28 protein-coding genes and 2 pseudogenes are annotated in these 24,135 nt (G+C 60.7%); 14 read left to right on the forward strand and 16 right to left on the reverse strand.

Going from position 1 to position 24,135, the window contains the following annotated elements; translation table 11 throughout:
- Window positions 1–163: 163 nt before the first annotated feature.
- A pseudogene (locus ACTJKS_RS13400) lies at window positions 164–298 on the forward strand (LysR family transcriptional regulator); the annotation flags it as partial.
- Here ACTJKS_RS13400 and ACTJKS_RS13405 read toward each other — a convergent pair.
- Together ACTJKS_RS13405 and ACTJKS_RS13410 are read right to left on the reverse strand one after the other, a co-directional pair.
- Window positions 295–681 carry a c-type cytochrome gene (locus ACTJKS_RS13405; protein WP_108182355.1) on the reverse strand — a complete coding sequence of 129 codons (387 nt, stop codon included), beginning with the start codon at window positions 679–681 and terminating at the stop codon, window positions 295–297. The pseudogene ACTJKS_RS13400 and the gene ACTJKS_RS13405 overlap by 4 nt on opposite strands.
- A gap of 163 nt (window positions 682–844) precedes the next feature.
- On the reverse strand, window positions 845–2,176 hold the full coding sequence (locus ACTJKS_RS13410; RefSeq protein ID WP_108182354.1) for an aminotransferase-like domain-containing protein: 1,332 nt from the start codon (window positions 2,174–2,176) through the stop codon (window positions 845–847).
- A gap of 89 nt (window positions 2,177–2,265) precedes the next feature.
- On the opposite strand from ACTJKS_RS13410, the gene ACTJKS_RS13415 reads away from it, so the two are divergent.
- A complete protein-coding gene (locus ACTJKS_RS13415) occupies window positions 2,266–3,159 on the forward strand; it encodes a DMT family transporter (RefSeq protein WP_108182353.1) in 894 nt (297 codons plus the stop codon).
- A gap of 106 nt (window positions 3,160–3,265) precedes the next feature.
- Here the strand turns inward: ACTJKS_RS13415 and ACTJKS_RS13420 are convergent, their stop codons facing one another.
- Window positions 3,266–4,711: a SulP family inorganic anion transporter gene (locus tag ACTJKS_RS13420; protein WP_108182352.1), complete on the reverse strand. Its 1,446-nt coding sequence runs from the start codon at window positions 4,709–4,711 to the stop codon at window positions 3,266–3,268.
- Between the two features lie 157 nt (window positions 4,712–4,868).
- On the opposite strand from ACTJKS_RS13420, the gene ACTJKS_RS13425 reads away from it, so the two are divergent.
- Entirely contained in the window at window positions 4,869–5,171 is a 303-nt protein-coding gene (locus tag ACTJKS_RS13425; protein ID WP_041074257.1) for a DUF7693 family protein, read from the forward strand.
- Between the two features lie 6 nt (window positions 5,172–5,177).
- Here the strand turns inward: ACTJKS_RS13425 and ACTJKS_RS13430 are convergent, their stop codons facing one another.
- Entirely contained in the window at window positions 5,178–5,636 is a 459-nt protein-coding gene (locus tag ACTJKS_RS13430; protein WP_262948718.1) for a GNAT family N-acetyltransferase, read from the reverse strand.
- A gap of 142 nt (window positions 5,637–5,778) precedes the next feature.
- On the opposite strand from ACTJKS_RS13430, the gene ACTJKS_RS13435 reads away from it, so the two are divergent.
- Window positions 5,779–6,420: a TetR/AcrR family transcriptional regulator gene (locus tag ACTJKS_RS13435; protein ID WP_262948717.1), complete on the forward strand. Its 642-nt coding sequence runs from the start codon at window positions 5,779–5,781 to the stop codon at window positions 6,418–6,420.
- A gap of 286 nt (window positions 6,421–6,706) precedes the next feature.
- Here ACTJKS_RS13435 and ACTJKS_RS13440 read toward each other — a convergent pair whose 3' ends face one another.
- Both ACTJKS_RS13440 and ggt read right to left on the reverse strand, forming a co-directional pair.
- Window positions 6,707–7,240 carry a cysteine hydrolase family protein gene (locus ACTJKS_RS13440; RefSeq protein WP_262948716.1) on the reverse strand — a complete coding sequence of 178 codons (534 nt, stop codon included), beginning with the start codon at window positions 7,238–7,240 and terminating at the stop codon, window positions 6,707–6,709.
- A gap of 66 nt (window positions 7,241–7,306) precedes the next feature.
- Window positions 7,307–9,034 (reverse strand): gamma-glutamyltransferase, encoded by a 1,728-nt coding sequence (gene ggt, locus ACTJKS_RS13445; RefSeq protein ID WP_262948715.1) that lies wholly within the window; start codon window positions 9,032–9,034, stop codon window positions 7,307–7,309.
- Between the two features lie 150 nt (window positions 9,035–9,184).
- On the opposite strand from ggt, the gene ACTJKS_RS13450 reads away from it, so the two are divergent.
- Window positions 9,185–9,700 carry a methylated-DNA--[protein]-cysteine S-methyltransferase gene (locus tag ACTJKS_RS13450; protein ID WP_198758139.1) on the forward strand — a complete coding sequence of 172 codons (516 nt, stop codon included), beginning with the start codon at window positions 9,185–9,187 and terminating at the stop codon, window positions 9,698–9,700.
- 82 nt (window positions 9,701–9,782) lie between these two features.
- Here the strand turns inward: ACTJKS_RS13450 and ACTJKS_RS13455 are convergent, their stop codons facing one another.
- The 4 genes and pseudogenes from ACTJKS_RS13455 to ACTJKS_RS13470 form a co-directional block, all read right to left on the reverse strand.
- Window positions 9,783–10,373, reverse strand: coding sequence for an NUDIX domain-containing protein (locus tag ACTJKS_RS13455; RefSeq protein WP_262948713.1), 591 nt, complete (start codon window positions 10,371–10,373; stop codon window positions 9,783–9,785).
- Window positions 10,374–10,504: 131 nt separating this feature from the next.
- Window positions 10,505–11,527, reverse strand: a pseudogene (locus ACTJKS_RS13460) (chitinase); the annotation flags it as partial.
- A gap of 40 nt (window positions 11,528–11,567) precedes the next feature.
- Window positions 11,568–12,203: a lytic polysaccharide monooxygenase auxiliary activity family 9 protein gene (locus tag ACTJKS_RS13465; protein WP_108182344.1), complete on the reverse strand. Its 636-nt coding sequence runs from the start codon at window positions 12,201–12,203 to the stop codon at window positions 11,568–11,570.
- A 222-nt stretch (window positions 12,204–12,425) separates the two neighbouring features.
- Window positions 12,426–12,863 carry a hemerythrin domain-containing protein gene (locus ACTJKS_RS13470; protein WP_041074240.1) on the reverse strand — a complete coding sequence of 146 codons (438 nt, stop codon included), beginning with the start codon at window positions 12,861–12,863 and terminating at the stop codon, window positions 12,426–12,428.
- A 147-nt stretch (window positions 12,864–13,010) separates the two neighbouring features.
- Here ACTJKS_RS13470 and ACTJKS_RS13475 point away from each other — a divergent pair, with 147 nt between their 5' ends.
- Window positions 13,011–13,436: a GNAT family N-acetyltransferase gene (locus tag ACTJKS_RS13475; protein ID WP_262948711.1), complete on the forward strand. Its 426-nt coding sequence runs from the start codon at window positions 13,011–13,013 to the stop codon at window positions 13,434–13,436.
- Window positions 13,437–13,525: 89 nt separating this feature from the next.
- Here ACTJKS_RS13475 and ACTJKS_RS13480 read toward each other — a convergent pair whose 3' ends face one another.
- On the reverse strand, window positions 13,526–13,876 hold the full coding sequence (locus ACTJKS_RS13480) for a hypothetical protein (protein ID WP_041074236.1): 351 nt from the start codon (window positions 13,874–13,876) through the stop codon (window positions 13,526–13,528).
- Between the two features lie 134 nt (window positions 13,877–14,010).
- On the opposite strand from ACTJKS_RS13480, the gene ACTJKS_RS13485 reads away from it, so the two are divergent.
- From ACTJKS_RS13485 to ACTJKS_RS13520, 8 genes are all read left to right on the forward strand, one after another.
- A complete protein-coding gene (locus tag ACTJKS_RS13485; protein ID WP_108182343.1) occupies window positions 14,011–14,340 on the forward strand; it encodes a DUF6388 family protein in 330 nt (109 codons plus the stop codon).
- 25 nt (window positions 14,341–14,365) lie between these two features.
- Window positions 14,366–15,070, forward strand: a complete 705-nt coding sequence (locus ACTJKS_RS13490; RefSeq protein ID WP_041074232.1) for a YoaK family protein — start codon at window positions 14,366–14,368, stop codon at window positions 15,068–15,070.
- Window positions 15,071–15,306: 236 nt separating this feature from the next.
- Complete coding sequence (gene tusD / locus ACTJKS_RS13495) at window positions 15,307–15,699, forward strand: sulfurtransferase complex subunit TusD (protein ID WP_041074269.1); 393 nt, start codon at window positions 15,307–15,309, stop codon at window positions 15,697–15,699.
- A 1-nt stretch (window position 15,700) separates the two neighbouring features.
- Window positions 15,701–16,057 (forward strand): sulfurtransferase complex subunit TusC, encoded by a 357-nt coding sequence (gene tusC / locus ACTJKS_RS13500; RefSeq protein WP_262948707.1) that lies wholly within the window; start codon window positions 15,701–15,703, stop codon window positions 16,055–16,057.
- Entirely contained in the window at window positions 16,057–16,350 is a 294-nt protein-coding gene (gene tusB / locus ACTJKS_RS13505) for a sulfurtransferase complex subunit TusB (RefSeq protein WP_108182342.1), read from the forward strand. Before tusC ends, tusB begins: the two co-directional genes overlap by 1 nt.
- A complete protein-coding gene (locus ACTJKS_RS13510) occupies window positions 16,347–16,682 on the forward strand; it encodes a TusE/DsrC/DsvC family sulfur relay protein (protein WP_198758137.1) in 336 nt (111 codons plus the stop codon). Before tusB ends, ACTJKS_RS13510 begins: the two co-directional genes overlap by 4 nt.
- Window positions 16,679–17,680, forward strand: coding sequence for a glycosyl transferase family protein (locus ACTJKS_RS13515; protein WP_262948703.1), 1,002 nt, complete (start codon window positions 16,679–16,681; stop codon window positions 17,678–17,680). The genes ACTJKS_RS13510 and ACTJKS_RS13515 overlap by 4 nt, the downstream gene beginning before the upstream one ends.
- Before the next feature lie 91 nt (window positions 17,681–17,771).
- Window positions 17,772–18,773, forward strand: coding sequence for a glutathione S-transferase family protein (locus ACTJKS_RS13520; RefSeq protein WP_142580031.1), 1,002 nt, complete (start codon window positions 17,772–17,774; stop codon window positions 18,771–18,773).
- Window positions 18,774–18,889: 116 nt separating this feature from the next.
- Here ACTJKS_RS13520 and cysG read toward each other — a convergent pair whose 3' ends face one another.
- The 5 genes from cysG to lolA all read right to left on the reverse strand — a co-directional run bounded on the left by cysG (window position 18,890) and on the right by lolA (window position 24,099).
- Window positions 18,890–20,284 (reverse strand): siroheme synthase CysG, encoded by a 1,395-nt coding sequence (gene cysG, locus ACTJKS_RS13525; protein WP_108182338.1) that lies wholly within the window; start codon window positions 20,282–20,284, stop codon window positions 18,890–18,892.
- On the reverse strand, window positions 20,285–21,565 hold the full coding sequence (gene serS, locus ACTJKS_RS13530) for a serine--tRNA ligase (RefSeq protein WP_003223852.1): 1,281 nt from the start codon (window positions 21,563–21,565) through the stop codon (window positions 20,285–20,287). It abuts the gene before it with no gap.
- Between the two features lie 15 nt (window positions 21,566–21,580).
- A complete protein-coding gene (gene crcB, locus ACTJKS_RS13535; RefSeq protein ID WP_041074221.1) occupies window positions 21,581–21,955 on the reverse strand; it encodes a fluoride efflux transporter CrcB in 375 nt (124 codons plus the stop codon).
- Window positions 21,955–23,277 (reverse strand): replication-associated recombination protein A, encoded by a 1,323-nt coding sequence (locus tag ACTJKS_RS13540; protein ID WP_108182337.1) that lies wholly within the window; start codon window positions 23,275–23,277, stop codon window positions 21,955–21,957. The genes crcB and ACTJKS_RS13540 overlap by 1 nt, the downstream gene beginning before the upstream one ends.
- A 201-nt stretch (window positions 23,278–23,478) precedes the next feature.
- Window positions 23,479–24,099, reverse strand: a complete 621-nt coding sequence (gene lolA / locus ACTJKS_RS13545) for an outer membrane lipoprotein chaperone LolA (protein WP_041074219.1) — start codon at window positions 24,097–24,099, stop codon at window positions 23,479–23,481.
- Window positions 24,100–24,135: the final 36 nt, after the last annotated feature.

Below are 24,135 nucleotides of genomic sequence, written 5' to 3' on the forward strand. Positions count from 1 at the left end.
CATTTCTTGAATCCGTATGAGCTGGAGAGTCAGGCTTGCGTGCCTGACCCGGATCAAACGAGCGAACTCAGGTATTGGTCTTCAACTTGGTCCACAACCGCGCAATCGCCGCCGGCCGCTCCTCCACGGTGAACACAACCTCGATGAGCTGGCATTGGGCGTGTTGGGGGTGCCGTTCGGACCACTGCTGAAGACGGGCGGAATTTACGTGTTATGCCTGCAACCGGCGGCGGCTTCGCATGCGGCGTGCGCGGTGGTCATGCAGTGGTTTGCCGCGCAGGTCGAGAAAACTCTTTAGTTGGCGAACTGCTGCAGATACGCCAGCAAATTATCGATCTTCTCCTCGTCACTCAGCCCCCAGAAAATCATTCGCGTGCCCGGCACCACGCCTTTTGGATCTTTCAGATACGCGGTCAGCGTTTCGCGGTCCCAGGTCTTGCCCGAGTTTTTCATCGCCTCGGAATACACGTAATTGGCCGAGGTTCCGGCTGCTCGGCCGATGATGCCGTTGAGTTGCGGGCCGAACCCCGGGCGCGCGTCCGGGCCAACCTGATGGCAGCCGCCGCACAGACGTGGAAAGATCTTCTCGCCGGCTGCCGGATCGCCTGCGGCGCGGGCGGTTGAGCTGAACAGCACGGCGGTTGCGGCCAAGGCAAGAAGAAATGAAGCGGTGTTTTTCATCGGGCAATCCAGAACGGTGTGATGCAGTCGAGGCAAGGCTAACATTTTGTGGCGAGGGCACTTGCTCCCGCTGGGTTGCGTGGCGACCCCAATATGGGCNCCTGCGCTGCAGGCCAGCGGGAGCAAGCGCCCTCGCCACAGGTGTATTTCACAGTCAGTATTTTTACAGATAAGCGCCGATGACCTTTCTGACGGTGATCAATGCCTGGCGCAAGACGTCCATCGGCACCGACCCCAACGCCAGCCGAATCGCATGCGGCACATGCGTCGACACCGCGAACGGCTCGGCAGTCGTCACCGAAATCTGCTCGTGCATCAATTCCACCACCATCTGATCGGCGCGCACGTCTTCTGGCAGCGGCAGCCACAAGAAGTATGAAGCTGGATGTCCGATGCACGTCAGCCCTTGCAGTAACTCAGTGGCAAGCATTTGCCGGGCCTTGGCGTCGTCGCGCTTTTGTTGTTCCAGCAGGGTGACGGTACCGTCATCGAGCCAGCTGCAAGCCATTGCGGTCATCACCCCGGGAGTGTTCCAGGTGGTGGCGCGAATGATCCGCTCCAGCGCCGGCACCGTGTGCAGCGGCGCGGCAATGAAGCCGACGCGCAGGCCGGTGGCGATATTCTTCGACAGTCCCGACACGTACACCGTGCGTTCCGGTGCCAGATCGACCAGGGTGCGCGGTGGGTTTTCCACCAGAAAGGCGTAGGCCGCGTCTTCGATGATCGTCAGATCATGGCGGCGGGCGAGCGCGACCAACTGCTCGCGCTGTTCGATCGGCGTCACCCAACCCAAGGGATTGTGCAAGGTCGGCATGCTGTAGATCGCCCGCAGTGAACGGCTGCGACAGAGCTTGTCGAGCGCCGCCAGATCCGGCCCGTGATCACCGGGCGGAATCGCCACCACTTCCAGATGCAGCGCTTCGGCCAGTACCTTGAAGCCGGAATAGGTCAGCGCATCCGCTGCAATCACATCACCGGGTTTGAGCAAGGCCATCAGTGTCACGGCCAACCCTTGCTGGGCACCGTTGACGATCAACACCTGCCCGGCATCGACCTGCACTCCGCGAGCCTGCAAATGCTGCGCAATGGAAGCGCGCTCATGCTTGCGCCCGGCGTGGGGTTGATAACGCAGCAAGGCTTCCAGATCACCGGACAGCGCCAGTTGGCGTAACGCCGTGCGCAACAGATCGGCCTGGCCGGGCAGCGATGGATAGTTGAAATTCAGATCGATCATGCCGACCGCCACGTCTTTCTGGTCGATGCCCTGCCCCGGCGACAACGTGGTTTCGCGGACAAATGTCCCGCGTCCGGTTTCGCCGCTGACCAGCCCCATTGCCTCAAGCTCGGCGTACACCCGCGACGCAGTGACCAGCGCCAACCCCGCACTCGCTGCCAGTTCCCGGTGGGTGGGCAGTCGGGTTCCGGGCGCCAGACGCCCCGCGCGAATGTCTGCGGCGTAGGCGTCAACGAGCGTCTTGTAGCGCGAGCGCGGCATGCTGGATGTATCCATGACAATTATTTGATTGTGCTGATTCTCAGCCTCAGCATGGCTCGAAAGCAACCCACCTTTTGAGCGTGACCTGTATGGAACGGACTTCGAACCTGGTTAATCCCGCCCTGGAAAAAACCAGCGGCTGGATCAATGGCTTTATCGGCGTGCTGATCTTCAGCGGATCGCTACCCGCCACGCGTCTGGCGGTGCTGGAATTCGATCCGGTGTTCCTCACCGTCGCGCGCGCAGCCATTGCCGGCGTGTTGGCGCTCATTCTGTTGAGGCTGTTTCACGAACGACGCCCGACACGCGATCAGGGGTGGTCGTTATTGATTGTGGCCTTGGGCGTGGTGCTGGGGTTTCCACTGCTGACGGCATTGGCGCTGCAACATGTGACGTCGGCGCATTCGATCGTGTTTGTAGGATTGCTGCCACTGGCGACGGCGATTTTTGCCGTGCTGCGTGGCGGCGAACGTCCGCGACCGGTGTTCTGGGTGTTCTCGATTCTCGGCAGCGCGTTGGTCGTGGGCTTCGCCCTGTCACAGGGGCTGACCGCTTCGCCCACCGGTGATCTGCTGATGCTCGCCGCGATTCTGGCCTGTGGCCTGGGTTATGCCGAAGGCGCGAAACTGTCGCGCGTCCTCGGCGGCTGGCAGGTTATCTGCTGGGCGCTGGTGTTGTCGCTGCCAGTGATGACGGTGCTCAGCCTGTGGCTGGCGCCCGTCTCGTTCAACCACATCAGCCTGTCGGCCTGGCTGTGCCTGGCCTATGTGGCGCTGTTCAGCATGCTGATCGGCTTTGTGTTCTGGTATCGCGGCCTGGCCCAGGGCGGAATCGCGGCAGTGGGTCAGTTGCAATTGCTGCAGCCGTTTTTCGGTCTGGCGCTGGCGGCGACGTTACTGCATGAACAGGTCAGCGTGGGGATGCTGGCGGTGACGCTGGGGGTGATTCTGTGCGTGGCCGGGGCGAAGAAATTTGCCAGATAACCCGACCGCCTCTGTAGGAGCTGCCGCAGGCTGCGATCTTTTGATGTTGATCTTTTAAAAGACAAGATCAAAAGATCGCAGCCTGCGGCAGCTCCTACAGGGAGGATCAGTGCTGTTCGACGCCCGCGCGTTTCAGCAGTTTCTTGCAGCGCTCGGACAGATGAAACACCTGCAACTCCTTCCCGGCCTTGGCGTAACGCTCGCGCAAGGTCTTCAGTGCGGCAATCGCCGAATAGTCAACGAAGCTCAAATGCCGGCAATCCAGCGTCACCCGGGCCGGGTCATTGGCCGGGTCGAACTGGTTGAGAAACGGCGTGGTCGAGGCGAAAAACAGTGTGCCGTGCAGGCGATAAAGTTTGCTGCCGTCGGCTTCCAGGTGTTCATCGGCGTACAACTCGCGGGCCTGCTGCCAGGCGAAATTCAGCGCGGCGATGATGATTCCGCAGAGCACGGCAGTGGCCAGATCGGTGAACACGGTGATGCTGGTCACGGCGATGATCACCAGCACATCGTTGAGCGGCACTTTGTTCAACACCCGCAACGAGGCCCATGCGAAGGTCTGCTGCGAGACCACGAACATCACGCCCACCAGCGCCGCCAGCGGAATACGCTCAATCAGCGGCGACAGAAACAGGATGAACAGCAGTATCAACACACCCGCGACCACCCCGGACAAACGCCCACGGCCGCCGGAGCTGAGGTTGATCACGGTCTGGCCGATCATTGCGCAACCGCCCATGCCACCGAACGCGCCGGAGACCACGTTCGCCGCGCCCAGCGCCACGCATTCGCGATCCGGATAGCCGCGGGTTTCGGTGATTTCGTCAGTGAGGTTGAGGGTCAGCAGGGTTTCCAGCAGACCGACCAGCGCCATCAGAATCGCGTACGGAGCGATGATGCGCAGGGTCTCCAGGCTCCATGGGATGTCGGGCAAGGCGAAAGTCGGCAGACCGCCGGCGATGTGCGCCATGTCGCCGAGGGTGCGCGTCGGCAGGCCGAACAGGTAGACCAGCAGGCCCACGCCGAGGATCGCCACCAATGCCGGCGGCACCGCGCGGGTCAGGCGCGGCAGTAGGTAGACGATGGCCATGGTCAGCAGCACCAGCCCGGTCATCAGGTACAGCGGCGTGCCGCTGAGCCAGTGTTCACCGTTCTTGAAATGCTCCAGTTGCGCCAGGGCAATGATGATCGCCAGGCCATTGACGAAACCGAGCATCACCGGATGCGGCACCATGCGCACCAGTTTGCCCAGGCGCAACAAGCCGAACGCCATCATGATCAGGCCACCGAGCAACACGGTCGCCAGCAGGTATTGCACGCCGTGCTGCACCACCAGCGCGACGATCACCACCGCCATCGAACCCGCCGCACCGGAGACCATTCCCGGCCGGCCGCCGAACAATGCGGTCAACGTGCAAATGATGAAGGCGCCGTACAGGCCCATCAGTGGATTGAGATGCGCCACCAGCGCGAACGCAATGCATTCGGGCAACAAGGCAAACGAGGTGGTGAGTCCGGCCAGGACATCGGCGCGCAGACGTTGTGGTTTCATGGCTTACCTGACTGGCGGCCGACGAGCGCGGCCGCTGATGTTCACGAAAATGAGGGGTGCGGATGTTACGGAATAGTTCGGAATCGGGCCAGCGATCGCTGACACCGTTAGCCGTGCGATTTATCCTGACGCGCTTGTGCCTCCTCCGAGTATGACCATGACTGCATGGCTGACCGCCCGCGACGTTTGCCAGCGCTTGCGCGAGGCTGCGCTGGGTGTGCTGATGTTCAACAGATCCGAGAGACCCGGTGATGCCGGACTGGTTGCGGTCGATATCGAAGGCTGGCAGTTGCTGCTGGACTTTGAGGGCGGACGCTTGCACCACTGTGAACAGGCCCGCGCCCCGGATGGCCGCGAGGGGACATTGGCAACGTGGCAGCGTTACGGCACCAATCCAGTCGACCTGCTGAGTACCTGGGAGCTGGCGCAGATCGAGCGGTTGCTGGCGCGGCAGTGTTGAACTCGATCAACCCTGACGCAGATCGAGCGTATAAGTGTAATAACCGGTATCACGCACATAACCCAGCGACTCGTACAAACCCTGCGCCATCAAGTTGTCGGTGGCGGTTTCCAGCACCAGACCTTTGGCGCCAGTCTGCAAGGCAAAGTCGCGGGCCGTGTTCATCAGCAATCGCCCGACACCGTGACCACGGGCTGCGGGCGTGGTGAACAAATCACTGAGCAGCCAGGTGCGGTGAGCGTCGATCGAGGAAAACGTCGGGTATAACTGCACAAAGCCGAGCGCATCGCCCTGTTCATCCTGCGCGAGGAAAATCGCCGATTCTTCGCCAGCCATGCGCTCAGCAATGAAGGCGCGCGATTGCGTCAGGTTCGAAGGTTGTTGATAAAAGCCACGATAGGCGTCGAACAGTTTTGCCACAGCCTCCAAATGAGTCGCCGTAGCGCGCAGTGCGTTGATGGCCATGTTCCCTCCCTCGACTTTTTGATGATCGAATCAGCATAGCGCTCTCAAACGAGTGAGCTGGCCTCATCGCTATATAGTTTTGTATATTACGAAGCCAAATTTGCCAGTATTCGTCCATGCCATTCATACACACCGCATTCCCATGAGCGCCATCCGCGTACGCAACGAGCAACTGATCCTCGCCGCCGCCAGCGAAGAATTTGCCGCCAACGGTTTCGACGCCACTCAGACCCGCGACATCGCCGCCCGTGCCGGCGTGCCCAAGGCCAACCTGTATTACTACTTCCAGACCAAGGAAAACCTTTACTCGAAAGTCCTCCTGGGATTTGTCGAACCGCTGCTGGAAGCCTCGGCAGCGTTGCGCGAAAGCGATGACCCGCTGATCGGCCTGCGCGCCTACATCGCCGCACGCATCCGCATCGCCCGTGAACACCCGGCGATTGCCAGGGTTTTCAGCGGCGAGCTGCTGCTGGGGGGCCGCCAGTTACCGGCCGAATGCCGCGACCTGCTGCACGCCGAAGCCCGGCGCAACGTCGACTGCTTGCGCAGCTGGATCGACCGCGGCCTGCTGGCCCCGGTAGACCCGGAGCATCTGATGCTGTTCATCTGGTCGGCGACCCGCACCTACACCAACATTGGCTGGCAAATGGGCTGCATCACCGGGCGTGAAATCCCCCAGGATGAGGATTACGCGACAGCAGCGCGAACCATTACGCGGCTGGTGCTGGAGGGGGTCGAGGCGCCGCGGGTCGGGACGATTCGCGGCGTGTTGTTTGCGACTTGAAGCAGGAGAGCTGCTGCGCAGCCCGGCGCGAGCAAGCTCGCTCGCCACAGAAGGTTTGCGCTGGACATGGGGCTTGGTGATTACCATCAATCACTGTGGGAGCCAGCCTGCTGGCGATTGGGTGGGTACAGCTTGCATCTTCATTAACAGATCCACCGCCATCGCTGGCAAGCCAGCTCCCACAATGATCTGTGTTGTTCAAAGACTTCGTGATCCATGCCAAACCCTGTGGGAGCTGGCTTGCCAGCGATGAGGCCAGTAGGAACAACAGAGCTATTTTCGGGTTTCAGAAAATGACCTCGGTTGCGGGTTTGACGTCAATGCGTCCGGTGGCCCCCGTCAGGTGCGCCAGATCCTTGTTGTGTTCGGCGATGATGTCTTCGGCGCTCATGTTGCCGTTGTCGAGAGTGGAATGAGCGTCTGCCACGAGGACGACGTCGTAACCCAACTGATGGGCCTGGCGCACGGTGGCGTTGACGCAATAGTCGGTTTGCAGGCCGCAGATGATCAGGCGCTCGAAGTCTTCGCCGGGCAGCAGTTTGCCCAGCTCGGTCTGGTAGAACGAATCCGGGGTGGTTTTGCGTATGCGCAGGTCTTGATCTGCCGTCAGCAGGCCATCGGCAAGTTGCCAGCCTTCGCCACCATGGGCCAGTGGGCTGTCCTTTTCTTCATGCTGCACCAGCACCACCGGCACGCTAGCCTTGCGCGCGCGCGTGCTGAGCTGGTTGATGGTGTCGATGACGCGGCGAATGTCGAAGCACTGATATTGGCCCGAGCAGAGAGCCTGTTGGACGTCGATGATCAGCAATGCGCTAGACATGATGGGCCTTCCTTGATCGAACGTTGAAACCGGGGCGGAGCAGCGCCCGCCCCCTTTTTACCGCTGTCAGTAGCCTAGTGACAATCCGGTATTGCGTCGTGGATCGTTGGCCCCGTAGAAGCGGTTTTTGCCCACTGGCTTACCGCCCAGCGACGGCGCGCCGACCAGGATCGCGGCGATGTGGTTGGCGTCCTGCGGCCCGGCGAACTTGTGGCCCCAGCTCTCGAGGAGCTTCTTCGTATCGGGGCTGGCCGCGAAGTCTTCGAGGTTGGTTTCCTCAGGCATCCATTGCTGGTGGAAGCGCGGCGCGTCAACCGCTTCCTGCAGGCCCATGCCATAGTCGATGACGTTGAGCATGGTCAGCAAGGTCGCGGTGATAATGCGGCTGCCACCCGGCGTACCGACCACCATCACCACTTTGCCGTCCTTGGTGACGATGGTCGGGCTCATCGACGACAGCGGAGTTTTGCCCGGAGCGATGGCATTGGCCTCGCCCTGCACCAGACCGTACATGTTCGGCACGCCGACCTTGGAGGTGAAGTCGTCCATTTCGTCGTTAAGGATCACCCCGGTCTTGCTCGCCATCACCCCGGCGCCGAACCAGTCGTTGAGGGTGTAGGTCACTGACACTGCGTTGCCCCACTTGTCGACGATCGAATAGTGCGTGGTGTTGTTGCCTTCATGGGGCGCGACGCCGGGTTTCAGTTCGGCGGAGATCCCGGCCTTCTGCGGCTGGATAGCGTTGCGTAGCTTGGTCGCGTAGTTCTTGTCCAGCAGATGCTCGATCGGGTTCTTCACAAAATCCGGGTCGCCCAGATAGCTGTTGCGATCAACATAGGCATGGCGCATCGCTTCGATCTGGTAGTGCATGCCCTGGGCCGAATGGAAGCCCAGGTCCTTCATCGGATAGCCTTCGAGAATGTTCATGATCTCGCAGATCACCACCCCGCCGGAGCTTGGCGGTGGCGCCGAAACCACGTGGTAGCCGCGGTAATCGCACTCCACCGGGGCCAGTTCGCGAGTCTTGTACTTGTCGAGGTCGGCCTGGGTGATGATGCCCTTGTTGGCCTGACTGGAGGTGACAATGGCGTCGGCCACCCAGCCCTTATAGAAACCGTCAGCGCCTTTTTCCGAAATGGTGCGCAGGGTTTTCGCCAGATCCTTCTGCACCAGTTTCTGCCCGACCTGCATCGGTTCGCCGTTGCGCAGGAAGATCGAGCCGGAATCACGCATGTCCTTCTTGAATACATCGGTGGCGTAGTCCAGCAAATCGACGTCGCCCTGCTCCAGTTCGAAACCGTCTTCCGCCAGTTTGATCGCCGGGGCGATCATGTCCTTGCGCGGCTTGGTCCCGTACTTGCTCAGCGCCAGCTCCATGCCCGACACGGTGCCGGGCACCGCCACGGCGAGGTGACCGCGGGTGCTCAGGTCCGGGACGACGTTGCCGTCCTTGTCCAGGTACATGTTGGCGGTCGCCGCCAGCGGGGCTTTTTCGCGGAAGTCGAGGAAGGTCTTGCGCCCGTCCGCCAGTTGAATGGTCATGAAACCGCCACCGCCGAGGTTGCCTGCCGCGGGATACACCACCGCCAGCGCATAGCCCACAGCGACTGCCGCATCCACCGCGTTACCGCCACTTTTCAACACATCGACGCCGACATGGGAGGCCAGATGTTGAGCGGTGACCACCATGCCGTTCTCGGCGGCAACCGGGGCCACGGAAGCGGCGTGAGCCATCAGGCAGCTCAGTGCCAGTGAAGTCGCGATCAGCGTTTTGGCCAAAGGTTCGTACTTCATGAGTCGATCTCTTTTTTGTTTTTGGGTTCTGTGCAGAGCAGAAGGGAACGCTGCAAAAGCACCAAGCAGTATGGTCGCTATTGCGATTTGCGCCTCCCCGATCAGCCAGTATGCTGGACGCCTTCGCCACGCTGATCCAGAGTTCTGCCCATGCCCTACACGTTCATCACCCTGCCCTCACCGGTCGGCGAACTGAAGCTGGTTGCGAACGGCGCACGACTGGCGGCCATCCTCTGGGAAAACGACAAACCGGGCCGGGTGCGCCTTGGTCCGATGAGCGCAGCACCGGACAATCCGCTGCTGCAACGAACCGCACAGCAGCTTGAAGAATACTTTGCCGGCAAGCGTGATCGCTTCGACCTGGCGCTGGATTTTGTCGGCACCGATTTTCAGAAAAAGGTCTGGGCAGCGTTGCTGACCATTCCGTTTGGCGAAACCCGTACCTACAGCCAGATCGCCGAGCAGATCGGTCACCCGACAGCCGTGCGTGCGGTCGGAGCGGCGAATGGGCGCAATCCGATTTCGATTGTGGCGCCGTGCCATCGGGTGATTGGCGCGTCGGGGAAGTTGACCGGATTTGCGGGTGGGCTTGAGGCCAAAGAGCGGTTGCTGGTGTTGGAGGGTGGTAACTGGTCGGCGGTGGGCAGGACTGGGGATTTGTTTTAGAAGATCAAAAGATCGCAGCCTGCGGCAGCTCCTNATGAGAATGCGTTCCCTGTAGGAGCTGCCGCAGGCTGCGATCTTTGCTTTATCGGACAAACAGGTTATTCATCGCCGCATACTGCAACAGCATGATGGTCTTGGCATCGCAGATCTCGCCACGGTGAAATGCAGCCAGTGCTTCATCGAAGCCCCATTCGAGCACGTCCAGCTCTTCGGTTTCTTCTTCCAGGCCGCCGCCCTCACTGACCTTCGATTTCGCGTCGTACTCGGCAATGAAAAAGTGCAGTTTCTCGGTCACCGAACCGGGGCTCATGTAAGCCTCGAACACCTTCTTCACGTCGTGAACGCGGTAACCGGTTTCCTCTTCGGCTTCGTCACGGATCCGCTGCTCCGGTGCCGCACCTTCCAGCAGACCTGCCGCCACTTCGATCAACAAGCCGTCGTGGCCGTTGACGAATACCGGCAAACGGAATTGGCGTGTCAGCACCACGGTGCGCTGTTCGCGGTTGAACAACAGGATCGCCGCACCATTGCCCCGGTCGTAGACCTCGCGCGTCTGCCGCTGCCAGTCGCCGTTGTTGCGCAGGTAGTCAAAGGTAATCTTCTTCAACAGGTACCAGTCGTGGGACAACACCTGAGTGTCGACGATGTTGACCCGCTCGGCTGTCTTGATCATGACGCCTGATCCTTTGTCATCGGAAAACGCCCATAGTCGATTAATCGCGCCCACAAAAAAAGCCCGGCAGCGCTACCGGGCTTCTTTACTTGCGATTAACGGGCGATGCGCGACAACGCATCATCCGTTTCCTGCGCCGCTGTTCGAGCGCTGTGAATCAGCGGTCCATAACGCCGGCTGAACTCCCAGTTGTACGGCAGGCGATCCTTGCTGACGCCGTTGTCCCAGTTCACCGACCAGGTCATCAGGCCCTTGATCGGCAGCCCCTTGATCGCCAGACGCTTGAGCGCATTGCCCACGGCGGTGCTGTCGATCACATAACCGGTGGCAGCGGCATCAACGTTGGCCGGCAGGCCGATGACGAATTTGTCCGCCGGGATTCTGGTGAAGCCCCGGGTACCGGTCACCAGACTTTCGGTCAGGTAATAGAGGAAATCCTCTTTCAGCGCGTCGTTGTTCTGCGCGATCCACGCGCCATTGCCATTGTTGGCTTCCGGCACCCAGACCCCGTCGCCGCCCTGGTTGTAGAACTGCGGTGCGATGAAGTCGTAGTAGCCTTCCAGCGCCTGCAGGTAACCGACGTATTTGCCGTTGGTGGTCAGGTACGGAAACTCCGGGGCCATGCTGATGATGAAATGCTTGCCCTGGCCTGCGTAGTGATCCTTGACCAGCTTCAGCGCGGCCGGTAACACGGTCTTGTTGGCAGCGAAATCAATCGCGCTCTGTTCAAGATCGATGTCCAGCCCGTCAAAGCCATAGGTTTCCACCAGACGGATGATTTCATTGGCTAGCGGCTGTTCCTGACCGGCACGCAATTCGATGTGCGCATCGGCGCCGCCCAGGGAGACCAGTACCGCCCGCCCCTGGCTGTTGAGCACGCCGACCTGGCGCCGGAACTCGGCATCGGAGACGTTGTACGGTTTGAAGGTCGGAATCCCGCTGCCCTTCATGAACGCCACCGCAACCACGTTGTACTCCTTGGGCACCGCCTCCAGAGCGATCTCGGCAAAGCGGCCCTGGCGGTAGCCGTCACTCGGACCGGCCGGCCAGTTGTGCCAGAAGCCCATGAGAATTTTCTTGCCAGCGATGCTTGGCATCAGCGAGGCAGCGTCGGCGGCCTGACTGTGCATTAACGAAAAGTCGATATTTGACATGTTCTAATCCTTCAGAACCTGTGGGTTGAGCGTTACGCCGTTATTTGAAGTCGACGTCGAACGCCTGATAGAACGCGTTACCGGTATTGGCGACGATCCACATCAACACGATGACGTGACGACCCTTTTTGCTGGCCGGCAACTTCACCGAATGATTGACCTTGGCCTTCAATTCCCCCGGATAGCTGTAATACGGCACCTGAGTGTAGAAGTCTTCGGCGAAAGGCTGCGCTTCGAGTTGTGCACGGGAAATACGCTGTTTCGGATCCCAGCCATCCTTGGTGATCAGCCAGCGATAACCACGGGTGGTGTGTGGCGCGGTGTATTCCCACTTCACTTCCAGCGTCTGGCCCGGGGTGACGCTGAGCAGCGGCCAGTTGAACGGACGGTTGAGCTTTTTGCTCATTTCCTCGTCGGTGAAGTTCACACAGTCACGGGCATCGGTCTTGCCACCGCTGAGAATGTAACCGTCGGCGGGTGGTGTGACGCTGTCGCTGTCACTGCCATAGGGCGCAGGAAAAGGTCCTGCCGTCAGCGCCGGGAAATTCTTGCCCCCTTCCATTTCGTTGACCTGCCAGGCACCGAGCAATCCTTGCTCGATGGCGACCGCACCGCGGCTGGCTGGAGAAGTAACGCGACCGTGTCGCAGTTGGGTTTGAGCTTGTGGTTGATTCATGTTTTTCACTCCGTTGATTTAAGAACTCTCCTGTCCGAGGAGAGGCCTTCAAGCTAACGGAGGTGTTTTTTTTGTCCATCGGCGGTTTTGTCGCAGGCAATCGGCGTATTGAGTGGAAAACCCGGCAAATACTGGATGAATATACAGTCAATTGCGACAACGCCCACCTGACGCATGGCTAAAGGCCTACACGCTGACACAGCAAAAACCCGCATTCATCACTCACTCCAGTTGTGCCTGATATTCCTTCTCGTATTGCCCGGCGAGCTGTTCCTTTTGCTTGTCGTCGAGCAACTTGCCGGCCATCTGGAAGAATTTCTGCTCTTCCTCCTTGAGATGGTGATGAACCTTGTCGGAAAGTTTTTTAGCGGTGGCCAGCCACGCGGGGCTGGACATCTCGGTCTCATCCAGTTCTTCCATCATCTCGTCCATTTCATGGTGCTCGGAGATGGCATGCCGACTGAGGTCGACGCCATTGTCGAACTCCATCAGCGGGATGTAGAAGTGGCGCTCTTCGGCGGTCTCATGCGCCTGCAGTTCGGCCTTGAGCTGTTTGTAGGCTTCAACCCGCTCCGGGGTGTCGCCGCTGGTTTCGACCAGAGCTTTGGCGTAATTGCGCTGACGGTCGTGGCTTTCGCGAAGGGCTTCGAAAATATTCATGGGGGGTCCTCATCAACCGCGTTCGAAATGACGCTGTAGAAGCTAGACCCCGACGCAACAGCGGCGGTTCCAAAGGGATGAGCACGGACTTGGAAAGCGCCCGCCGGGCAGGATAGGCTGCGCGTTCACCTCACAAGGAAGTTGCGTATGACGTTGCGAATCGAGCTGTCACAGAACCCCACGGAAGAACAGCGCAAGGCTATCCTCGAGCCGTTGATTGCGTACAACGACGCCCAGACCGGGGGCTCCACGTCGGAACCGTTCGCCCTGCTGGTGCGCGATGAACACGACGCGATACTCGGCGGCTTGTATGGCCGGGTGATTTTTACCTGGATGTACATTGAGTTGCTTTGCGTACCGGAACAGGGTCGCGGGCAACGCATTGGTTCAGAACTGATGGCCATGGCGGAAAATCTGGCCAGAGAGAAAAACTGCATGGGCATCTGGCTGGATACCTTCGATTTTCAGGCGCCGGAGTTTTACAAGAAGTTGGGATTCAGCCAGTTTGGCGAGATCGTCGACTATCCGCCGGGGCATAGCAGGCACTATTTCCAGAAGCGCCTGAAGGGTTGAATCTCAAGAGCCCTTCGCGAGCAGGCTCGCTCCCACAATGGAATGCATTTCAAACAGTGGGAGCAAGCCTGCAGCCGCTCAGCGCAATATCAAAGACAGGTCGCCAACCCCGCCAAACGCCGCTTGGCGACAAAATCATCCTTCTGCACGTAGTAATTGAGCACCGTCCCCGACGCATCGCTGGTCACGTCGACAAACGACTCTGCCGAACGGGTATACACCGTCGAGCCGCCCTTCTTGCCTGGTTGCAGATACGCGCCGGCGTCCACGCCAAACACCGCCTCGTCCTGCCAGGCGAATTGCACGCACTGGGCCACGACTTTCTCTGGCTTGTCCGAGGTCAGAACCTTGTAAGGGGCTTTGGTGCGAGAATCGTCCATCACCGAACCCGCGCAGCCCGCCAGCACGGTCGCGGCCAGCGCTACCATCAGAATTCGCATTGCATTCGCTCATTCAGAAAAAAGCGGACTTTATCATCGCAACAGGCAAAATCGTTCTGCTTTACTGCATTTATCGCGCGACACACGCCGGCCGCTCCGGCACCCTAGGGTCATCAGCCTGACAAGGAATACACATGGCGCCCACCGACCAGCGACATGAGCAAGCCCTGAAACTGTTTCTCGACGCACGCCCCGAATTGCGCGAAACCCTCGATCACCTCAACCCGCTGCTGGCCCAGGCCAAGGGCGAAACCCCGGCGCAGTATCGTGAGGAGCGCCTGCACGAAGCCTTCGAGGCTGAGGCGGAGAATCAAGGCCTGTTCGCTTGGGAACTGACCTTGCAGCTCACGGCGCAAACGCCCGAAGAGTACCAGGCTCAGCGCATGGAGGTGCACCGCGAAGTGGCGGAAATGGCCCACATGAGCTGGGCCGATTACTGCGATCTGTACGGGTTGGAACCTTAACCGCCGCTCAAGGATATCGTCACCGATGCTGCCCTCCACTTCGACTCACCGCGCCACGTCCGGGCATTTGCATCGGCAGAAATGGCGTGGCCGTATCGGTCTGGCACTGGTGGCCAGTCTGTCCGTGCTGGCAGGCATGACCGATGCTATCGGCTTCATGGCCAGTGGCGATTTCGTGTCCTTTATGAGCGGCAACACCACGCGGTTGGCGGTGGCGATCAGTGACGGCGACCTCGGACTGACGCTGCGCCTGGTCATCCTTGTCGTCACGTTCGTGATCGGTAATGCCTTGGGCATCGTGATCGGTCGCCTCAGTGGTCGGCGCACACTGCCCTTGCTGCTGTGCATCGCCACCCTGCTGTGCTTCGCGGCCGCGTGGCCGTATGACACGCAACTGCCGGCGCTGCTGGCGGCGATCATCGCGATGGGCATGCTTAACGCGGCGGTCGAGGAAGTGAATGGTCTGCCGGTCGGCCTGACCTATGTGACCGGCGCGCTATCGCGGTTCGGCCGTGGACTCGGCCGCTGGATGCTCGGCGAACGCCGTAACGGCTGGCGGGTGCAACTGGTGCCATGGAGCGGGATGTTCATCGGCGCAATTCTCGGCGCGGTACTGGAACATCATTTCGGGCTTCGGGCGCTGTTCGCCAGCGGCTTGCTGGCGGCGGCGCTCGGTGTGCTGTCGCTGAGCATTCCGCGGCGTTGGCAACTGGGCTATATGCCCCGCTGATCGAGGCCTCACTCCCCCCCTGTAGGAGCTGTCGAGTGAAACGAGGCTGCGATCTCTTGATCTTGCTTGTAAAGATCAAGAGATCGCAGCGTGCCGCAGCTCCTACATGGATTCGCACTATGACCGATAGCAGCAGGCGGACAGTTATTCCCGCGCAATCGGTGTGTGCAACTTGGGTTTCGCGGCTGCCTTCATAAAGCTTTATCATGGCCGCAGTTTTGCTGATCGAGTCCGTCATGAAGTTCGCCATTGCGCTGTTTTCCGCCGCCCATGCGCCCTCCTCGCGCCGTGCCCTGCTGTTTGCTCAGGCGGCGCTGGCTGGTGGGCATGAGATTGTCCGGTTGTTTTTCTATCAGGACGGCGTCTACAACGCCTCCGACGCGGTGGTCACCCCGCAGGACGAACTGGACCTGCCCAAACAGTGGCGTGCGTTCATCACCGAGCAACAACTGGACGGCGTGGTATGCATCGCCGCCGCCCTGCGTCGTGGCGTACTGAATGACGAAGAGGCCAGGCGTTATCAGCGTGATGCCGTTGCGGTCAGCGCGCCGTGGGAGTTGTCCGGCCTCGGCCAGTTGCACGATGCAGTGCAGGACGCCGATCGACTGATCTGTTTCGGAGGTGCGTGAGATGGCCAAATCCCTGTTGATCATCAGCCGCCAGTCGCCATGGTCCGGCCCCGGCGCCCGCGAGGCGCTGGACATCGTGCTGGCCGGCGGTGCGTTCGATCTGCCGATCGGCCTGCTGTTTCTCGACGATGGCGTGTTGCAACTGGGCGTCGGGCAGAACGCCAAGGCCCTGCAACAGAAAGACCTCAGCGCCAATCTGCAGGCGCTGCCGATGTTCGGTGTCGAAGAACTGTTCTACTGCACCGACAGCGCCAGCGCCCGTGGCCTGAGCACGCTGTCGCTGGACGAAGCGCAGCCGCTCGGCGCCAGCGAAATCACCGCCCTTATTGACCGTTACGACCAGGTGATCACCCTCTGATGTCGACTCTGCATGTGTTGTCTCATTCCCCGTTCGGCGACGAGCGCCTGAACAGTTGCCTGCGCGTGATCGGCGCTGCCGACGCCCTGCTGTTATCCGGCGACGCTGTATACGCCCTGCAACCGGGCACTGCGCCATTCGCCACACTGAACGAGCGCGGGGTCAAACTGTTCGCTCTCGCCGAAGACCTGCAGGCCCGCGCCATCGTTGCTCCCGACTGGGCCGAGGCCATCGACTATCCAGCGTTCGTCGAACTGTCGATCCGCCACGACAAGGTCAACAGCTGGCTATGAACTCGATGACTGTCGGCGCTCGCGCCATCGAACTGGACAAGGATGGCTTTCTGGTCGACCTCGACGACTGGTCCCCTGACGTCGCCAGCGCCCTTGCCGCTGCCGAGGACATCGAACTGACTGCCGAACACTGGGAAGTCCTCGAACTGCTGCGCAGCTTCTACGCGGAATTTCAGCTGTCGCCAGCCACCCGTCCATTGATCAAATACACCGCACTCAAGCTCGGCCCGGACAAAGGCAACAGCCTGCACCTGAACCGACTGTTCAAAGGCACCCCTGCCAAACTCGCCGCGAAACTGGCGGGCCTGCCCAAACCGACGAATTGCCTATGACCGACTTTCCAGCGCTGACCCTCGAAACGCCCGCCGAGCACCCGTTCGCGCAGTTCGTGCGAATCCTCGGCAAGGGCAAACGCGGCGCCCGCGACCTGACCCGTGAAGAGGCCCGGGAAGCCATGGGCATGGTGCTCGACGACAAGGTCGAAGACACCCAGCTCGGAGCCTTTCTGATGCTGCTGCGGCACAAGGAAGAAAGCGCCGAGGAAATGGCCGGGTTCACCGAAGCCTTGCGTGAACGCTTGCAGGCTCCAGCGTTGCACGTCGATCTGGACTGGCCGACCTATGCCGGCAAGAAACGTCATCTGCCGTGGTACCTGTTGGCGGCCAAGTGTCTGGCGCAAAACGGCGTGCGCATTTTCATGCACGGCGGCGGCGCGCACACCGCCGGGCGTCTGTACACCGAACAGCTGCTTGGCGAGCTGAACATCCCGCTGTGCCGCACGTGGCAGCAGGTCGGCAACGCGCTGGACAACGGCGGCCTGGCATTCATGCCGCTAATGGACTGGGCGCCGCAGTTGCAGAAGATGATCGACCTGCGCAACACCATGGGCCTGCGCTCGCCGATCCATTCACTGGCACGGATTCTCAACCCGCTGCGCGCCCGTTGTGGCCTGCAAAGTATTTTTCATCCGGGCTATCAAGCGGTGCATCGCGAGGCCAGCGGTCTGCTCGGCGACACGGCGATCGTGGTCAAGGGCGACGGCGGCGAGATCGAGATCAACCCGGATGCCGACAGCCATCTGTACGGCACCAAGGGCGGCGAGAGCTGGGATGAAGAATGGCCGCAACTGTCGAGCCAGCGCCACGTCAAACCGGCCTCGCTGGACGTTGAACATCTCAAAGCGGTATGGCGTGGCGACGTGGTCGACAGCTATCCGCAAATGGCCCTGATCTCGACCATGGCCCTGGCCCTGCGTGGCCTCGGTCAAAGCCGCGAGCAAGCCTTTGAAACCGCCGAGCAATACTGGGCCGCGCGCAACAAATCGATTTAACCGATCATAGACGCCCGATCTTTGCGCTTTTTGTTCGAACTCATCGGAATAGACTCGGCTCCAACGCTTATTGGATTCAGGAGTCTTGATCATGGGTTTACTCGTCGATGGCCACTGGCAGGACAAGTGGTATGAAAGCAGCAAGGACGGCGCCTTCCAGCGCGAACAGGCGCAGCGTCGCCACTGGGTCACCGCAGACGGCCAGCCCGGGCCGAGCGGTGAAGGCGGTTTCGCCGCCGAAGCCGGGCGCTATCACCTTTATGTGTCCCTCGCCTGCCCGTGGGCGCACCGCACGCTGATTCTGCGCAAGCTCAAAGGTCTGGAAAGCCTGATCGACGTGTCCGTGGTCAGCTGGCTGATGCTGGAAAACGGCTGGACCTTCGACAAGGCCTTTGGCTCGACTGGCGACAAGCTCGATCACTTCGACTTCATGCACCAGCGCTACACCGCCGACACCCCGGACTACACCGGGCGCGTCACGGTGCCGGTGCTGTGGGACAAGAAACTCAAGCGCATTGTCAGCAACGAGTCGGCGGAAATCATCCGCATGTTGAACAGCGCCTTCGATGGCCTGACCGGTAACGAGCTGGACTTCTACCCGGCACCGTTACGTGGCGAGATTGATGCACTGAACGAGCGGATTTATCCGGCGGTGAACAACGGCGTGTATCGCGCCGGCTTCGCCACCTCGCAACAGGCTTATGAACAGGCCTTCGATGAAGTGTTTGCCGAGCTGGATAATCTGGAGCGAATACTGGGCGCCAATCGTTACCTGACCGGTGAATACCTGACCGAAGCCGACGTGCGTCTGTTCACCACGATGATTCGCTTCGATGCGGTGTACCACGGGCACTTCAAGTGCAATCTGCGGCGGATTGCCGATTACCCGAACCTGTCGAACTGGCTGCGTGAGCTGTATCAGTGGCCGGGGATTGGCGAGACCGTGGATTTTCAGCACATCAAGAATCACTACTACGGCAGCCACAAGACCATCAATCCCACGGGGATTGTGCCGAAGGGGCCAGAGCAGGATTTCAGTGTGGCGCATGACCGGGCGCGTTTGGCTGGCAAAGGAGTCTGGCGCAGGGGCTGATTGATTCGGCGTGTTTGAGGGCCTCTTCGCGAGCAGGCTCGCTCCCACGGGATTTGTGCACGACACAGATCCAAGGTGGGGGCGAGCCTGCTCGCGAATGAGGGCAACTCGGTCTTTTAGACTTGCGCCTGAGCACCCTCGAACCACGCCAGCTTCTCGCGCAGCTGCACCACTTCACCGACGATCACCAGCGTCGGCGCATGCACTTCATGCTCCGCCACCAGGCGTGGCAGGTCGGCCAGCGTGCCGGTGAAGACCCGCTGATTGACCGTCGTGCCCTGCTGGATCAACGCTGCCGGGGTGTCCGCGCGGCGACCGTGTTTGATCAACTGCTCGCAAATCACCGGCAAGCCCACCAGGCCCATGTAGAACACCAGCGTCTGCGCCGGGGCAACGAGGTCGGCCCATGGCAGATCGGTGGAACCGTCCTTCAAGTGACCGGTGACGAAGCGCACCGACTGCGCGTAATCGCGATGGGTCAGCGGAATCCCGGCATACGCCGCGCAACCGCTGGCCGCCGTGATCCCCGGCACCACCTGGAACGGAATGCCGTGGGCCGCCAGCTCTTCGATCTCTTCACCGCCGCGACCGAAGATGAACGGGTCACCGCCCTTCAAGCGCACCACGCGTTTGCCGGCCTTGGCCAGATCCACCAGTTGCTGGTTGATCTGATCCTGCGGCACTGCGTGATCAGAGCGACGCTTGCCGACATAGACGCGCTCGGCATCGCGACGGCACAGCTCAAGAATCGCCGGCGCGACCAAGCGGTCGTACAGCACCACGTCAGCTTGCTGCATCAAACGCAAGGCGCGGAAGGTCAGCAGGTCCGGATCACCCGGCCCGGCGCCCACCAGATACACCTCACCGGTGGTGATGTCCGCCTCGCCATCAATCTTGGCCTGCAACAGACGCTCGGCCTCGGCGCCCTGCCCGGCCAGTTGCCGGTCGGCAATCGGGCCTTGAAACACGTCTTCCCAGAACCCGCGACGCTGCTGCACATCGGGAAACAGGTTTTTCACCTGATTGCGAAAACGTGCGGCAAGACCGGCCAACTGGCCGTAAGTCGACGGAATCCAGGTTTCGATCTTGGCGCGAATCAGCCGCGCCAGCACTGGCGCATCGCCGCCGCTGGACACCGCGATGATCAGCGGCGAGCGATCGACGATCGCCGGGAAGATCACGCTGCACAACTGCGGCGCGTCAACCACATTGACCGGCACGCAACGCCGATGGGCATCGCTGGAGACTCGGGCGTTGAGCGTTTCATCGTCGGTGGCGGCGATGATCAGGCCGCAGCCGTCCAGATCCGCTTCCACATAACCACGCAACAGGCATTCACCACCGCTGGCAGTGACCAGTTCGCGCAGTTGCGCTTCGATTTCAGGTGCGACCACCCGCAGCAGCGCACCGGCATCGGCCAGCAGGCGGGATTTGCGCAAGGCAATTTCCCCCCCACCGACCACCAACACACGACTGCCGCGCAGGTTGTGAAACAGCGGCAGATATTTCATTTAGCCGATGACCTCAAGGCCACCCATGTACGGTTTCAGTACGTCCGGCACGCGGATCGAACCGTCGGCCTGCTGGTAGTTTTCCAGCACGGCAACCAGAGTACGACCGACCGCCAGACCGGAACCGTTCAGGGTGTGTACCAGTTCAGGCTTGCCGGTTTCCGGGTTACGGAAACGCGCTTGCATACGGCGGGCCTGGAAGTCGCCGCAGTTGGAGCACGAGGAAATTTCGCGGTACTTGTCCTGGCTTGGAATCCACACTTCCAGGTCGTAGGTCTTCACGGCGCTGAAGCCCATGTCGCCGGTGCACAGCGCCAGGGTGCGATAAGGCAGGCCCAGCAGTTGCAGGACTTTTTCGGCGTTGGCGGTCAGGCCTTCCAGCGCTTCCATCGAGGTCGACGGCTCGACGATCTGGACCATCTCGACTTTGTCGAACTGGTGCTGACGGATCATCCCGCGAGTGTCACGACCCGATGCGCCGGCTTCGCTGCGGAAGCACGGGGTGTGCGCGACGAACTTGATCGGCAGCAGTTTCGAATCGACGATTTCACCGGCCACGATGTTGGTCAGCGACACTTCGGCAGTCGGGATCAGGTACAGATCGGCTTCGCCTTCGCGAGCGATCTTGAACAGGTCTTCTTCGAACTTCGGCAGTTGACCGGTGCCTTGCAGCGCCGGGGCCTGAACCAGATAAGGCGTGTAGGCCTCTTCGTAGCCATGCTCGTTGACGTGCAGGTTGATCATGAACTGCGCCAGGGCGCGATGCAGGCGAGCAATCGGGCCACGCAACAAGGCGAAACGGGCGCCAGAGAGCTTGGCGGCGGTTTCAAAGTCCAGCCAGCCGAACTTCTCGCCCAGTGCAACGTGGTCTTTCACTTCAAAATCGAACTGGGTCGGCGTGCCCCAGCGGCGCACTTCGACGTTGTCGTCTTCATCTTTACCGACCGGTACCGATTCGTGCGGCAGATTGGGGATACCCAGCAGGATCGAGTCCAGTTCGGTCTGGATCGCGTCCAGCTCGACTTTACCGGCACTCAGCTCGCCCGCCATGCGCTCGACGTCCGCCATCAGCGGCGCGATGTCTTCGCCGCGCTGCTTGGCCTGACCGATGGATTTGGAACGCGCGTTACGCTCAGCCTGCAGTGCTTCGGTGCGGGTCTGGACGGTCTTGCGCTGTTCTTCCAGCGCTTCGATGCGCGCGGTATCCAGGGCAAAGCCACGGGAAGCCAGGCGGTCCGCTACGTCCTGAAGGTTGCTACGTAACAGTTTGGAATCGAGCATGTCGGTTTCTCGTTATCAAAGTTTGGTCAGGGACAGGCCGGCCCACGTCGCGAGCAGCCCGCCGAATACGCTGATCGCCGCATAGCCCAAGGCCAGCGGCACTTGCCCGCTTTCCAGCAGGCGCACCGTATCCAGTGAAAAGGATGAAAAAGTCGTCAGCCCCCCGAGGAAGCCGACCATCAACCCGGCACGCACCTCGATCGGCACCTCCGGGCGTATCAAAAACAGGCCGTACAACACGCCAATCAGCAGACAGCCCACGATATTAACGGCCAGCGTCGCGGTATAGAAGTGCCGCGGCCAATTGGCATTGACCCAATTAGCGGTGGCGAAGCGCAACAGCGTGCCGGCGATTCCGCCGACGGAGACCGCAACAATCAATGGAAGCACTATTTTCTCCGCTGTCTTGGGCTTAAACGGTCGAGTTGCGCGAGATGGTTGAGCTTCTCGCCGATCTTCAATTCCAGGCCACGGGGCACCGGTTGATAGAACGGAATGGGGTCGAGCTCTTCCGGGAAATAATCTTCGCCGGCGGCATACGCGTCCGGTTCGTCGTGGGCGTAGCGGTATTCGTCGCCATAGCCCAATTGCTTCATCAGTTTGGTCGGCGCATTGCGCAAGTGCAGCGGCACTTCCAGCGAACCGTACTCGGCAGCCGCGCGCAGCGCGGTCTTGAAGCCCATGTACACCGCGTTGCTTTTCGGCGCACAGGCGAGATAGGTGATGGCCTGGGCCACCGCCAGTTCGCCTTCCGGGCTACCAAGACGCTCCTGCACTTCCCACGCCGCCAGGCACAGGCTCAGCGCGCGCGGATCGGCGTTGCCAATGTCTTCGCTGGCCATACGCACCACGCGTCGCGCCAGGTACAACGGATCGCAGCCGCCGTCGATCATCCGCGCGAACCAGTACAGCGCGCCGTCGGGGTTGGAGCCGCGTACCGATTTGTGCAGCGCGGAGATCTGGTCGTAGAACGCTTCGCCGCCCTTGTCGAAGCGCCGTCGGGTGTCGCCGAGCAGGCTTTGCAGCAGCTCGGTGCCCATCTCGCTGTTGTCTTCGGCCAGGTCCGAGGCGTTCTCCAGCAGATTGAGCAGGCGCCGGCCATCGCCATCGGCGGCCGACAGCAGCATCTGGAAGCCTTCATCGCTGAGGGTCAGGTTGCGCTTGCCCAGGCCACGCTCTTCGGTGAGCGCGCGGTGCACCAGTTTGCGCAGTGCCGTCTCGTCGAGGCTTTTCAGCACATAGACGCGGGCCCGCGACAACAGCGCGTTGTTCAATTCAAATGAAGGGTTTTCGGTGGTGGCACCGATGAAAATCAGCGTGCCGTCTTCGACGTACGGCAGGAACGCATCCTGCTGCGATTTGTTGAAGCGGTGCACTTCATCGACGAACAGGATCGTGCGCTTGCCGTACTGGCCGGCCTGCTGCTTGGCGATTTCCACCGCCTGACGGATTTCCTTGACCCCGGCGAGCACTGCCGACACCGTTTCGAAATGCGCGTCCGAGACTTCCGCGAGCAAGCGCGCCAGGGTGGTCTTGCCCACACCCGGCGGCCCCCAGAAGATCATCGAATGCAGGGCACCCTGCTCCAGCGCCTCACGCAGAGGCTTGCCGCGAGCGAGCACGTGCTCCTGACCGACATACTCATCCAGATTGGTCGCGCGCAAACGCGCGGCCAGCGGCTGGGCAATCGGTGCACTGCGAAACAGATCCATCACGTAGCGTTGAAACCTCTGATTGTCTGAAACCTTTTGGAATACCTGTGGACACCTGTTGGTGACCCTGTGGTGAGGGGATTTATCCCCGATGGACTACGCAGCAGTCACCTTTTTTGGGGCTGCTTTGCAGCCCATCGGGGATAAATCCCCTCGCCACAAAAGCTCCAAGCCACAAGAACCCGACCCGGGGTCCGGGGTTTATTCCTGGATAACGTCAGCACCCTTCGGGATGTCGAACTTGAACTTCGACGCCGGCACCGCTTCGTTGGCCTTGACCCCGGTGAACAGAATATTGGTGCGCTGACCAACGCTGTCGATCAGTTGCATGTCATTGACCAGGCCGTTGCGGAACGACAGACGCAGACTGTCGAACAGGGTGTCCTTGGTCTTCGGCTTGAGGGTGAAGTCGATCACGCCGCCCGCCTCTTTGGCACTGATCTCAAAGCTCTGGCTGATCTTCGACACGTCACCGGAGAGCAGCAGCGCCGGGGTTTGAGTCAGACGCTCGTCGAGCTTCTTGATGGTCGCCTGCTCCAGATCCGGATCCCACAGGGTGACCTTCTTGCCGTCGGAAACCATGGTCTGCTCGTTTGGCGCTTCGGTGTGCCAGTAGAACAGGCCCGGACGCTGCAGGACCATATCACCGCGAGTTTCCTGCAACTGGGTGCCGCTACCATCGAGGGTCAGTTGGGAGAAGTTCGCGGTCAGGGTTTTCGATGTTTCCAGCAATTGAGTCAGACGCGCCACGTCCTTGTCATCGGCGTGGGCCGTGAGCGTGGTCAGCGCCAGTACTGGCAACAGCATGCGGATAAGACGCATGGGAGTCCTCTTGAATACTCGTTGGGAGAGCGGCGG

The organism is Pseudomonas sp. 22189 (assembly GCF_052045635.1).
Taxonomy (GTDB): Bacteria; Pseudomonadota; Gammaproteobacteria; order Pseudomonadales; family Pseudomonadaceae; genus Aquipseudomonas; species Aquipseudomonas parakoreensis.